Here is a 12,485-nt window from a genome sequence, read left to right on the forward strand (position 1 = left end):
CGATGTGCACTCGGCAGGATTCGAACCTGCAACCTTCTGATCCGTAGTCAGATGCTCTATCCGTTAAGCTACGAGTGCTTGGCGTTCCGGGCTTTTTCTTCCCGGTCGGCGTTGCGAGAACAACATTACATGACCTGCGCCGTGACGCGAAATCTATTAGCCGCACCACCGCTGAGCTGCGGAAACAGCCTCCGACGCCCCACCCCGCCCCCCCTCCGCGCCCTCCCCCGCCCGGGAACGACCGAAGCCCCGTGCCGGGGGGCACGGGGCTTCGGGATGGAGCGGAGGCGGAGGGATTTGAACCCTCGATGGGCTTTAAGACCCAAACCGCATTAGCAGTGCGGCGCCATAGACCGGACTAGGCGACGCCTCCTCCACACTCCTCGCGCGGACGCGAGTGGTGCGTGCAGATGATGACACAGTCGAGCGTCGTGCCACCAATCGCCGACCACGTTACTAGTCCTCCGGGGGCCAGGGCAAAGCAGTTCGGCGTGGTGGCGCAACGTCCGGGCGCGGTGCGCGTTAGAGAGGGGTGGGGGCCCCGGGGTCTCCGTTCGTCGTCCAGTCGTCGTCGCCCGTTCGTCGTCCGTCAGCGGGGCGCCGGGGCGGGTCCGTGATCGTCCGTGACCGTCGCCCGCGGCCGGCCCCGCCGCAGAGATCCTGGAGCTTTCGCATGCTGCGTCGTCTCGCCCTCACCGCCGTCGTCCCGCTCGCCGTCCTCGCCACCGCCGTGCCGGCCGCCACCGCCACCGCCTCCGGGCCCGCGTCGACCGGGCCGGTGCCCGCCGCCGTGCCCACCTCCGGTCCGTTCGCCGCCGCCCGGCCCGCCCTCGGCCCGCTGCCCATGCCCCTCCCGCTGCCCGGGTTCCTGAACGACGGGCCGGGGGCGGGGGCCGACGAGGCCGACGAGGCGCTCACGCGGCTCACCGTAAGCGTGGAGAACACCGGGGTTCCCGGGGCCGACGGCACCTTCGAGCTGGAGTGCGGGCCCACCGGGGGCACCCACCCCGAGGGGCAGGCCGCCTGTGACCGGCTGGCGGAGGCCGGGGCCACCCGGTCCGGGCAGCAGGAACTGTTCCGGGAGACCCCCGAGGGCACGATGTGCACCATGATCCACGGCGGCGACGCCTTCGCCCGCATCGTCGGCACCTGGGAGGGCCGGGCCGTGGACACCACCGCCAGCCGCCGCGACGGATGCGAGATCGCGCGCTGGAACAGCCTCGTGCCGGTGCTCCCGGATGTCCGGTAGCCCGACAGCCCGATACCCGGTCAGCCCGTCGTCGTCGGCGTAAAGACGTTCGCACCGGCGAAGCGGCCCGGGGCGTTCCGGGGCCCGGAAGGAACCGCCGGGCCCCGCGTTCGCGCACGTCACAGGGTGTGCGGACGCTCACGGCACGGGCCCGTGGCGTACACCGCGCGCACAGAACCTTGGTGAGAGCTCCCCCTCATCCGCCGCCCCAGGGGCCTCCCCTGGCCTTAGACTCCTCCAGTGACAGTCTGCGGCCCGAGGGGCAAGATGGGGCCCGCTGTCGGCAAGGTGCGGTAATCAGGGAGGAAGCGTCGTCGTGAGCAGCAGGCCATCCCGAGGCACTGCTCGCCTCGCAGCCATACTCGATGCCCTTCCTGACGGGCTTCTGCTCGTCAATTGCAATGGCACGGTCGTCAACGCCAACGCCATCGCCCTCGAAATGTTCGAGACCCCGGGCACCGCGCTCGTCGGTCGCGGACTGCTCGATCTGCTGCCGGAGTTCGACTCCAAGCTGATCCCGGGGTCGATGCGACGGCCCGAGGCTGCGGATGAGCAGGGCAGGACCAAGCCCACGCGGATGACCGCGCGGCGCACCGACGGCCACGAGTATCCGGTCGAGGTCACCAGCGCGAGCCTGGACAGCGGGCAGGCCGCGTACAACGACATCCACTCCAGCTACACCGGCGACGAGCTCCTCATGATCGTCGTACGGGATCTCTCCGGAACCGTCGACACCGAGGCCGAGCTGGCCCGTTCGCAGCGGCAGACCGAGATGATCCTGCGGGCCGCGTCCGAAGGCGTCGTCGGTACGGACACCGACGGGCGTGTCGTCCTCGTCAACCCCGCCGCCGCGCAGATCCTCGGCTTCCGGGCCAGCGACCTCGGCGGCCAGGAGCTGCACCCGCTGATCCTGCATTCGCGGGCGGAGGGCGAGCCGTTCCCGTACGAGGACTCCCCGCTCGCCGACACTCTCAAGTCCGGGCGCAAGCACCGGGTGCGCGGGCAGGTGCTGTGGTCCAAGAGCGGCGACCGGGTGCCGGTGGACCTGACGACCGCTCCCGTACGCGACGGGGACCAGCTCGTCGGCGCGGTGATGACGTTCACCGACCGCCGGCCGTACGAGGAGCTGTCCGCCCAGCACAAGAACGTCGTCGCCGAGCTGACCACCAGCCACTCCGCCGAGGTCACCGCGCTCAAGGAAGCGCACGCCAAGGAAGTGGAGGCGCTGAAGGAGGCGCACGCCGCCGAGCTCGCCGACCGCAGCGAGCGGTACGCGGCCGAGATCGAGGGACAGGCCGAGCTGCTGGCCTCCCTGAGCGCCCAGCACGCCCAGCTCACCGCCGTCCTCGGCGGTTCGCTGCGCGGGCCCCTGGAGGAGCTGCGCGGCGAGCTGTCCACGCTCGCCTCCGACCCGGCCGGTCAGCTGTGGCCCGAGGCCAACCAGATCCTGCACCACCTCGCCGCCGGGTACGCCCGGATGACCACGCTCGTCGACAACGTCCTCGGCTACCAGCGCCTCGACACGGGGGTGGAGGGGCTGCACAAGGCCCCCACGCTGATCGAGGGGATCGTGAAGGGCGGGATCGACGGGGCCGTCGAGCTGATCGGGCCCGGGCGCGCCCAGTTCGCCGTGCACGCCCCGCCGATCGAGGCCGAGGTCGACGCGCGCCGGCTCGCGACCGCCATCGCCCACCTCGTCGCGGACGTCTGCGGCGTCGACTCGACCGGCAAGACCCGGGCCGTCCCCGGGGGCGGCTACGTCGACTCCACCGTGGTCGTGGCCGCCGCCCAGCGCGGTGACGTCGTACGCATCGAGGTGCGCGGACCGTTCGCCGGGGGCGACCCGGTGCACGAGCCGATCGTCCGCGGCATCGTCCAGGCTCACGGCGGGGTCCTCCAGACGCACGAAATGCCGGGCATGAGCGGCAGCGCGTACGTCCTCGACGTGCCCATCGGCGCGGCGGCCGGCACGATCGCGCCCCCGGAGCCGGACGGCAGCGGCCTGTCGCCGGAGCCCGCCGCCCCGATGTCCTCGTCGTCGCCGGAAGGCGTCGGAGCGCCGGGCGTCACCAGCGGCGGCCGGCGCCGGGCGCGCAGGTCCTCCACCGACGCGTTCCTGGACAGCCCGGTCGGTACGCCGGAGAGCGCGGGTGCCGGCACGGCCGAGGCCGTGGCTCCCGGTGCTCCTGCCGCTTCCGTTCCCGTTGCCGACGACCGGCCCGTCGCCGAGCCGACCGGGCGGCGGCGGGCGCGCCGTGGACCGGCCGCGCCCGAGGAGCAGCAGGCCCCCGAGCTGATCCCGGCCCAGCAGGGCGAGGGATCCGGGCGGCGGCGCGGACGACCCAGCCCCGCCGAAGCGGCCCTGGAGACCGTTCCCGGGGGTGCGGCGGACGCCGGGACCGGTGGGAACGGTGGCAGCGGTGGGAACGCCCTTCGGGAGCAGCAGCCGCAACCGCAGCGTCAGGCGCTGGCCCTGACCTCCGCCCCGTCCGGTGCCCCCGCCGCGCCCTCGGAGGGGGCAGTCGTCACCGCGGCCGAGAACGCCCAGGGCGGTGGCCGTCCGCAGCTCGGGCCGACCGTGCCGCCCCAGGGCGTCCCGGTGGACCCGCAGCAGCCCGTTCCGCCCACCGGACGGCGAGCCCGTCGGGAGGGTGAGCCCGTCCCCGCCCTCCCCGCCCTGGCGTCCGGCAACGGCGGCGCCGACGGACATCCGGAACCGGCCCGTCAGCCGGGTGGCCGGCGGGCCCGGCGCGCGCTGGCCGCCGCCCAGGAGCGCACCGCGGCGGACGCCGGTCCGCGGACCGCCTTCGCCCTGCCGCCCGCCGACGCGGACCGGGCGCCCGCGATCCCCGACGCCCCGGTGGGCCCCGGCGACGACGCGACCGCGCATCACGCACGTACCGCACCGGAGGCCGGCCACACCCCTCCGCAGGCGCACCCCATCGCCCCGGCTCCCCCTGTCGCCCCGGCGCACAACCTCCAGCAGACGGACGCCCCGCAGACGAACCCGATGACCGCCGGGAACGGTGTTCCCGGGCTGGGCGTCCCTGGGACAGGTGTCCCCGGGCACGGCACACCCGCGCACGGCGTCCCCGGTGCGGGTATCTCCGAGCCGGGCGTTCCCGGCCAGGGCACCCCGGCGCACGGCACCCCCGGGCAGGACATCTCCGGACCGGGCACCCCCGCGCACGGCATGCCCGGTGCAGGCGTCTCCGAGCCGGGCATCCCCGGCCAGGGCACCCCGAGGCACGTCACCCCCGGCCAAGGCACACCCGCGCACGGCACCCCCGGCACGGATGCATCCGGGAACGGCTTCCCCCAGGCACAGGCCCACGCCCACGCCCAGGCCCCGGTGTCGGCGACCGGACAGGGCCCGGAGAACGGCCCCTGGGGCGACCCCAGGCAGACCGACCCCCGGCAGACCGGACTCGGCGACCCCCGGCAGACCGCCCACACCGGGCACACCGCCCACACCACCGGTGTCGCCGTCACCGGTCCCGGGGCGCACCCGGCCGACGGTGAACCGGGCGTCCCGGCTCCGGACGCGCGGCGGCAGCCGTTGCCCGCCGAGGAGCCGATGCCGGAGGGCACCAACCCCGACTCGACGCAGGGCAGGGCCTTCAGCGTGCGCACGCTGGGCCAGGGCGTGCCGTTCGCCCAGCACCTCGCGCATCAGCAGAACCAGCCGCACCAGAGTCTCGGCGGGGCCGGTCGGCGTCGGAAGCTCGCCGCACCGCCGGAGGGCGACCGCACCCCGGCCCGGGCCCCCGGCAACCAGCAGGCCGCGCCCCAGCAGGACCGGCCGGGCCGGGCCGCCCAGCCGACGGGTCAGGCACCGATCCCTGCACCCGCGACCGCGACCACGAGCACCCCGACGCCTCCGCCCACGCCCGGACCGGGGCAGAACCAGCCCCAGCCCCCGTCCCCCGCTCCGGCGCCCGAGCTCGCCCAGCCGGCTCACGTGGGCGGCGGGACCGGTGCCGCCTACGGCGAGGGGCAGCTGCTCGCGCCGCCGGTCGCCGAGGGGCGTGCGTACGCCATAGGGGCGCCCGACGAGGGCGCCGAGGGTCCCGAGCCGCTGGACGGGCCGGGGGGCGCGGTCGAGGTCGCCAACCGGCCGCACCCGCACCCGGTCGACGACGAGCTGCCGCCCGAGCCGCTGGACAACCCGCGTCGGCTGCTGGTCTGGCCCGCCCCCGACGTACCGACCCAGCAGGCGCTGAGCGACCGGGGCTACCGTCCCGTGATCGTGAACTCCCGTGAGGAGGTCGACGCCCAGATCGCCGCGTTCCCCGCCGCGCTTTTCGTCGACCCGCTGACCGGCCCCATCACCCGTACCGCGTTGCAGTCGCTGCGCCAGGCGGCCGTCGCGGCCGAGGTCCCGGTGCTGGTCACCGCCGGCCTCGGGCAGGCGACCCGGGAAGCGGCGTACGGGGCGGACCCGGCCGTCCTTCTCAAGGCGCTGGCCCCGCGCGACAGCGAACAGCATCCCTCGCGGGTGCTCCTGATCGAGGAGCACGAGGAGATCGCGGTGGCGCTGACGCAGACCCTGGAGCGGCGCGGCATGCAGGTGGCGCGTGCCGCGACGGACAGCGAGGCCGTCGACCTGGCGGGCCGGATGCGGCCGAACCTCGTGGTGATGGACCTGATGCAGGTACGCCGTCGGCGCGCCGGGATCGTCGACTGGCTGCGGGCCAACGGGCAGCTGAACCGCACCCCGCTGGTCGTCTACACCTCGGCCGGGATGGACCAGGCGGAGCTGCCGCGGCTCGGATCGGGCGAAACCGTTCTCTTCCTGGCGGAACGGTCGACCAGCGACGAGGTCCAGTCACGGATCGTCGACCTGCTGGCGAAGATCGGCACCAACTGACCGTACGCGCGAACTGACCGCACGCGCGAACTGACCGCACGCGCGGAGAGCGGAACAGGGCGGGGGCGGTACGGGATTCCCGTACCGCCCCCGCCCTGTTTCACGTGAAACCAGAGGCGGAACCAGAGACTCAAAGCTGAGGCTCAGAGCTGGGTGACGTCCAGCTCGCCCTCCGCGTACTGCCTGCGGATCACCTTCTTGTCGAACTTGCCCACGCTCGTCTTCGGCACCGCGGGGATCACCGACCAGCGCTCCGGCAGCTGCCACTTGGCGATGCCCGACTCGGCGAGGAAGGCCTTCAGCGCCTCGTAGTCGACATCGGCGGCGCCCTCCTTGAGGACGACGGTCGCGAGCGGCCGCTCGCCCCACTTCTCGTCCGGTACGGCGACGACGGCCGCCTCCGCGACGTCCGGGTGGGCCATCAGCGCGTTCTCCAGCTCGACGCTGGAGATCCATTCGCCGCCGGACTTGATGACGTCCTTGGCCCGGTCGGTGAGGGTGAGGAAGCCGTCGGTGCTGATCACGCCGACGTCGCCGGTCTTCAGCCAGCCGTCCTCGCTGAACTTGTCCTCGGGGCGCAGGTGCTCGCCGTCGGACCCGCCGTAGTAGGCGGCGGCGATCCAGGGGCCCCGGACCTCCAGCTCGCCGGCCGACTCGCCGTCCCACGGGAGGTGTTCGCCGCCGGGGCCGACCAGCCGCGCCTCGACCCCGGCGGGGAAGCGGCCCTGGGTGACCCGGTACGGCCACTGCTCCTCGTCGCTCAGCCCGGCGGGCGGGTGGGCCATGGTGCCCAGCGGCGAGGTCTCCGTCATGCCCCAGGCGTGGCAGAGCCGGACGCCGAGCTTGTCGTACGCCTCCATCAGCGAGGGCGGGCAGGCCGCGCCGCCGATGGTCACGTTGGCCATGGAGGTGAGGTCGCGCGGGTTGGCGGTGACCTCGGCGAGCAGGCCCTGCCAGATGGTGGGCACGGCGGCCGCGTGCGTGGGGCGCTCGCGCTCGATCATGTCGGCGAGCGGGGCGGGCTGGAGGAAGCGGTCCGGCATCAGCATGTTGACGCCGCTCATGAACGTGGCGTGCGGCAGACCCCAGGCGTTCACATGGAACTGGGGCACGACGACGAGGGTGGTGTCCTTGTCGGTCAGCCCCATCGACTCGGTCATGTTGACCTGCATCGAGTGCAGGTAGATCGACCGGTGCGAGTAGACGACGCCCTTGGGGTCGCCCGTGGTGCCGGAGGTGTAACACATGGCCGCGGCCTGGCGTTCGTCCAGCTCGGGCCAGTCGAACGTGGTGGGGCGGCCCGCGATCAGCTCCTCGTACTCGTGCACCCGGGGCGTCACCCCGGCGAGGGCGGAGCGGTCGCCAGGGCCGGCCACGACGACGTGCTCGATGCTCGGCAGGTGGGGCAGCAGCGGCACGAGGAGCGGCAGCAGCGAACCGTTGACGATCACCACCTTGTCGTCCGCGTGGTTGACGATCCAGGCGAGCTGCTCGGGCGGCAGCCGGAGGTTGAGGGTGTGGAGCACCGCGCCCATGGAGGGGATGGCGAGGTACGCCTCGACATGCTCCGCGTTGTTCCACATGAGCGTGGCGACCCGCTGGTCGCCGTCGACGCCCAGCTCGTCGCGGAGCGCGTGGGCCAGCTGCGTGGCGCGGGCGCCGATCTCGGCGAAGGAACGGCGGTGCGGCTCGGGTTCGCCGGTCCAGGTCGTGACCTGCGACTTCCCGTGAATCGTCATCCCGTGGTGCAGGATGCGGGTGACAGTCAGCGGTACGTCCTGCATGGTGCTCAGCACGGCGTCCTCCCGGTGGGCGCTACGCGGCAGTAGGGTTCCGCTGATTCTGCGCACATACCAGGCGGTATGTCACTACTCGCGGGAGAAAATTCCTGACCGGAGCCGTCCGGGTGCCCCGTGGTGGTGCTGGTCAGCGGACCGGCGTCAGCTCCGGGTCCTCGCGGAGCTTGCCGAGGGCGCGGGAGACGGCGCTCTTGACCGTACCGATCGACACGCCGAGGACCTCCGCCGTCTGGGCCTCGCTCAGGTCCTCGTAATAGCGCAGGACGACCATCGCGCGCTGGCGGTCCGGGAGCTTGAGCACCGCGCGCCACATCGCGTCGTGCAGCGACTGCTGCTCGGCCGGGTCCGGCGTCGGAAGGGTCTCGCGCTCGGGCAGCTCCTCGCAGGCGAACTCGTCGACCTTGCGCTTGCGCCACTGCGAGGTGCGGGTGTTCAGCAGGGCCCGGCGCACATAGCCGTCCAGCGCCCGGTGGTCCTCGATCCGCTCCCACGCCACGTACGTCTTGGCGAGCGCGGTCTGCAACAGGTCCTCCGCGTCGCACGGGTTCGCGGTGAGCGAGCGCGCGGTGCGCAGCAGGACCGGTCCCCGGGCCCGTACGTACGAGGAGAACGACGCGTAGGGCGTATGGGGGTGGCCGGAGGCGGTGGCGGAGGCCGCCCTGGAGGCGCCCGTGCAGACTGGCGTGGTCATGTACTCAACGCTAGGAGCGGGCGCCGCCGAGGGGATCGGCCCCAGGTCCCGAAGCGCTGTCCGCCTCAGGTTGTAGGGGGCGTCCACCCTGAACCTCCTGAAGGTGGACGGGCCTCGGCGCCTCCGTCAGGGTCCACCCCCGAGAGCCCCCGGGGGCGGCCGTGGCCCGGGCGGTGCCGCTCAGCCGTCCGCGCCGAGGACCAGGCCCGACGTCGGGACGCCCGTACCGGCCGTGACCAGGGATCTCGCCGCGCCCGCCACCTGGTTGACCGAGGTACCCCGGATCTGCCGGACGGCCTCCGCGATGCCGTTCATCCCGTGGAGGTACGCCTCCCCCAGCTGACCCCCATGGGTGTTCAGGGGCAGGGCGTCCGCGGCGACGAAGTCGCCCGCCTCCCCCGGCCCGCAGAAGCCGAACTCCTCCAGCTGCATCAGGACGAACGGGGTGAAGTGGTCGTAGAGGATGCCCACGTCGATGTCGGCCGGGGACAGCCCGGAGGTGCGCCAGAGCTGCCGGGCGACGACGGCGGTCTCCGGCAGGCCGGTGAGCCCGTCCCGGTAGAAGCTCGTCATCTGCTCCTGCGACCGGCCCGCCCCCTGCGCCGCCGCGACGACGACGGCGGGCGGCCGGGGCAGATCGCGGGCCCGCTCCACGCTGGTGACGACGAGGGCCTGGCCGCCGTCCGTCTCCTGGCAGCAGTCCAGCAGCCGCAGCGGCTCCACGATCCAGCGGGACGCGGCGTGCTCGGCGAGCGTGATGGGTTTCCCGTAGAAGTACGCCGCCGGGTTCCGCGCCGCGTGCCGCCGGTCGACCACCGCCACCTGCCCGAAGACCTCCGGGTCGAGGCCGTACGTGTGCAGATAGCGCTGGGCCGCCATCGCCACCCAGGAGGCGGGGGTGAGCAGCCCGTACGGCAGATTCCAGCCGAGCGCCGTGCCCTCGGCGGTGGGCTCGCGCCGCTGGACGCCGGAGCCGAAGCGGCGGCCGGAGCGTTCGTTGAACGCCCGGTAGCAGACGACGACGTCCGCGATGCCGCTCGCCACCGCGAGGGCGGCCTGCTGCACGGTGGCGCAGGCCGCGCCGCCGCCGTAGTGGATCCGGGAGAAGAACGACAGCTCGCCGATCCCGGCCGCCTGGGCGACGGTGATCTCGGGGCTGGTGTCCATGGTGAAGGTGACGAGCCCGTCCACGTCGGCGGGCGTGAGGCCGGCGTCGTCGAGAGCGGCGCGGACGGCCTCGACGGCCAGCTTCAGTTCGCTGCGGCCGGAGTCCTTGGAGAACTCGGTGGCCCCGATGCCGACGATCGCCGCCTTTCCGCCGAGCGTGTCGGCCCTGCGGATGCTCATGGTCCGGACCTCTTCGGGCTCGGGCCGGGGAGGGCGACGATGACCGTGCCGGAGACGTGGCGGCCGATGCCGTTGTCACCGGTGACGTGGACGACCGCTTCGGCGGGTTCTCCGGCTCTTACGTCGGTGACGTGTCCGGTCAACCGGAGTACATCGCCCGGATAGTTGGGCGCGCCGAGCCGGATCGCGACCTTGCGGAGGACGGCGGTGGGGCCGAAGTGGTCGGTGATGTAGCGGCCGACGAGCCCGTTGGTGGTGAGGATGTTCATGAAGATGTCGAGGGATCCCTTCTCCCGGGCCAGCTCCGCGTCGTGGTGGACGTCCTGGTAGTCGCGCGAGGCGATGGCACCGGCGACGATCAGGGTCCGGGTCACCGGGATCTCCAGGGGCGGCAGCTCGTCGCCGACGCGATGCGCCCGCGTCATGACACGCCCTCCCTGTGTCCGTCCGCCGCCAGCAACAGGCCCAGCTCCTCCAGGACTTCGCCGCCGCAGCCGAGGTACGCGTCGAGCTGGCGGCCCCAGAGGAAGTGCCGGTGGACCGGATGGTCGAGGTCGGCCCCGGTGCCTCCGTGCAGATGCTGACCCGCGTGGACGACCCGCTTGCCCGCCTCCGAGGCCCACCAGGCGGCGGTCAACGCCTGTGCTTCGCACGCCCGTTGCTCGTCGTGACGCCAGGCCGCCTCGTACGCGGTGACGCGGATCGCCTCGGTGTCCATGTGGGCGTCGGCGGCGCGGAGCAGGACGCCCTGGTTGGTGGAGAGCGGCCGCCCGAACTGCTCGCGGGTGACGGTGTGGTGGACGGCCCGCGCGAGCGAGCCCGCGCACACCCCGGCCTGGAGCCCGGCGAAGGCCGTACGGGCGGTGGCGAGGACGGCCGCGTACGCCCCCGGCTGCCCGTTCCCCAGCCTCTCCCCTCGTACGCCGTCGAGAACCAGCCGCCCCGCGGACCAGGGAGCGGTCGTCTCGACGAGTTCGACGGTGACGCCCGCCGCGCGCGCCTCAGCGCCGGGCGCGCCCGCCTCCACGATCCACAGCGCCAGGTCCGCGTCCGCCACCAGCACATGGGTGGCGTCGCGCAGCCACGGAACCCAGGGCACAGCCCCGTACAGCGCCCCGTCCTCCGCGATGTGTACGCCGCCCCGCGCCGGGAACGCGCCCGTCGCCACCGCCGTACCGTCGCGCAGACCGGGCAGCAGGCGTGCGCGCTGTTCCGCCGTACCGTGCTCGGCGACCGCGAGCAGCCCGTACACACAGGTGGCGGCGAACGGGACCTGGGCGGTGGTCCGGCCCTGTTCCTCCAGGAGGAGTACGAGTCCGAGCAGCCCGATGTCCTCGACGGCCGCGGGCAGCCCCGCCGCGCACAGCTCCTTCCACAGCTCGGCGTCCGTGCCCGTACCGGCCGCTGCCAGCCGCTCGTGCGTGGACAGGTCGCCGAAGATCCGCGCGGCCAGTCCCTGCGCGGCGGACTGCTCCTCGCTCGGGGTGAAGTCCATCTCAACCGCCTTCGCTCGCCCGGAAGACCGGCAGTTCGAGGTCGGGGTCCGTACGGAGGAACTCCAGGTGTACGGGCATGCCGACGCGGACCTTGTCGTACGGCACACCGATCACGTTGCTGACGATGCGGACGCCCTCGGCCAGTTCGACCAGCGCGACGGCGTACGGTCCGCCCGCGCCGTCCGGGGCGAAGGCGGGGAACGACGGGTGATGCATGACGACATGGCTGAATACCGTGCCTTCCCCGCCCGCCTCGACGGTGTCCCACTCCGCTCCGCCGCAGGCGTTGCAGCCGGGCAGCCAGGGCAGGCGGAGGGTCGCGCAGTCGGTGCAGCGCTGGATGAGGAGGCGGTGTTCGGCGACCCCGGCCCAGAACCCGGCGTTGTCGCGGTTGATGACGGGCCGGGGGCGACGCGCCGGTTCGGAGCCTCGGGTCCGCTGCGCGGGGCGGTACTTGAGGATGCGGAAGCGGTGCGTCCCGGCGAGTTCGCCGTCGGCGTGCACGTCCGTGCGGGTGGTGACGAAGTAGCCGGTGCCGAGCTTGGTCGTCTTGCGCGGGGAGACGGAGTCGATGACCGTGTCGAAGGTGATCAGGTCCCCGGGGCGGAGCGGTCGCAGGTACTCCTGCTCGCAGTCGGTCGCGACGACGGAGGTGTAGCCGGCACCGTCGAGCAGCGCGAACATCTCGTCGTACGCGGCGGAGCGCCCCGTGCCGTCCGTGTGCCCGGTCAGCCCGCCCATCGTCCACGCCTGGAGCATGGTCGGCGGGGCGACGGCGTCCGGGCCCCGGTAGGCGGGCGAGGTGTCGCCCATCGCCTCGCACCAGTGCCGGATCATCGGCTCGTTGACGGGGTCCTTGCCGCGCCCGGTGGTGGCGGCGGAACGGCCTTCGTAGGCGCGGAGCTGGGCGTACAGCTCATCGCGCTCATCACGCTCGGCGCTTTCGGCCTTCTCGGCATTCTCGGCCTCCGGCCGGGGGCTTTCGGCACCGGGCCGTGGGACATCAGCCTCCAGCCGCGGGGCATCAGCCTCC

8 protein-coding genes and 2 tRNA genes are annotated in these 12,485 nt (G+C 73.3%); 2 read left to right on the forward strand and 8 right to left on the reverse strand.

What is annotated here, in order from left to right; all coding sequences use genetic code 11:
* Positions 1-5: 5 nt before the first annotated feature.
* Both A3Q37_RS30200 and A3Q37_RS30205 read right to left on the reverse strand, forming a co-directional pair.
* Positions 6-78 (reverse strand) — tRNA-Arg (locus A3Q37_RS30200).
* 204 nt (positions 79-282) lie between these two features.
* A tRNA-Ser gene (locus A3Q37_RS30205) sits at positions 283-373 on the reverse strand.
* Positions 374-673: 300 nt separating this feature from the next.
* Here A3Q37_RS30205 and A3Q37_RS30210 point away from each other — a divergent pair.
* Entirely contained in the window at positions 674-1,249 is a 576-nt protein-coding gene (locus A3Q37_RS30210) for an SSI family serine proteinase inhibitor (protein ID WP_065489394.1), read from the forward strand.
* 316 nt (positions 1,250-1,565) lie between these two features.
* Complete coding sequence (locus A3Q37_RS30215; RefSeq protein ID WP_065489396.1) at positions 1,566-6,119, forward strand: PAS domain-containing protein; 4,554 nt, start codon at positions 1,566-1,568, stop codon at positions 6,117-6,119.
* A 143-nt stretch (positions 6,120-6,262) separates the two neighbouring features.
* Here the strand turns inward: A3Q37_RS30215 and A3Q37_RS30220 are convergent, their stop codons facing one another.
* The 6 genes from A3Q37_RS30220 to A3Q37_RS30245 all read right to left on the reverse strand — a co-directional run bounded on the left by A3Q37_RS30220 (position 6,263) and on the right by A3Q37_RS30245 (position 12,367).
* Positions 6,263-7,915, reverse strand: a complete 1,653-nt coding sequence (locus A3Q37_RS30220; protein ID WP_065489399.1) for a long-chain fatty acid--CoA ligase — start codon at positions 7,913-7,915, stop codon at positions 6,263-6,265.
* A 130-nt stretch (positions 7,916-8,045) separates the two neighbouring features.
* Positions 8,046-8,609, reverse strand: a complete 564-nt coding sequence (locus A3Q37_RS30225) for a SigE family RNA polymerase sigma factor (RefSeq protein ID WP_065489401.1) — start codon at positions 8,607-8,609, stop codon at positions 8,046-8,048.
* Between the two features lie 180 nt (positions 8,610-8,789).
* Positions 8,790-9,956 (reverse strand): lipid-transfer protein, encoded by a 1,167-nt coding sequence (locus A3Q37_RS30230; protein WP_065489405.1) that lies wholly within the window; start codon positions 9,954-9,956, stop codon positions 8,790-8,792.
* A complete protein-coding gene (locus A3Q37_RS30235) occupies positions 9,953-10,381 on the reverse strand; it encodes a MaoC/PaaZ C-terminal domain-containing protein (RefSeq protein ID WP_065489406.1) in 429 nt (142 codons plus the stop codon). The genes A3Q37_RS30230 and A3Q37_RS30235 overlap by 4 nt, the downstream gene beginning before the upstream one ends.
* Positions 10,378-11,451 carry an acyl-CoA dehydrogenase family protein gene (locus tag A3Q37_RS30240; RefSeq protein ID WP_065489407.1) on the reverse strand — a complete coding sequence of 358 codons (1,074 nt, stop codon included), beginning with the start codon at positions 11,449-11,451 and terminating at the stop codon, positions 10,378-10,380. Before A3Q37_RS30240 ends, A3Q37_RS30235 begins: the two co-directional genes overlap by 4 nt.
* Before the next feature lies 1 nt (position 11,452).
* Positions 11,453-12,367 (reverse strand): bifunctional MaoC family dehydratase N-terminal/OB-fold nucleic acid binding domain-containing protein, encoded by a 915-nt coding sequence (locus A3Q37_RS30245; protein ID WP_176711540.1) that lies wholly within the window; start codon positions 12,365-12,367, stop codon positions 11,453-11,455.
* Between the last annotated feature and the right edge of the window lie 118 nt (positions 12,368-12,485).

Origin of the sequence: Streptomyces sp. PTY087I2 (genome assembly GCF_001687325.1) — a bacterium.
Taxonomy (GTDB): domain Bacteria; phylum Actinomycetota; class Actinomycetes; order Streptomycetales; family Streptomycetaceae; genus Streptomyces.

What these genes read in the sequence shown, in the direction of transcription:
- A3Q37_RS30210 (WP_065489394.1), top strand. Translation starts at nt 674, where the DNA reads ATGCTGCGTCGTCTCGCCCTCACCGCCGTCGTCCCGCTCGCCGTCCTC.
- A3Q37_RS30225 (WP_065489401.1), bottom strand. Translation starts at nt 8,609, where the DNA reads ATGACCACGCCAGTCTGCACGGGCGCCTCCAGGGCGGCCTCCGCCACC.
- A3Q37_RS30230 (WP_065489405.1), bottom strand. Translation starts at nt 9,956, where the DNA reads ATGAGCATCCGCAGGGCCGACACGCTCGGCGGAAAGGCGGCGATCGTC.
- A3Q37_RS30235 (WP_065489406.1), bottom strand. Translation starts at nt 10,381, where the DNA reads ATGACGCGGGCGCATCGCGTCGGCGACGAGCTGCCGCCCCTGGAGATC.
- A3Q37_RS30240 (WP_065489407.1), bottom strand. Translation starts at nt 11,451, where the DNA reads ATGGACTTCACCCCGAGCGAGGAGCAGTCCGCCGCGCAGGGACTGGCC.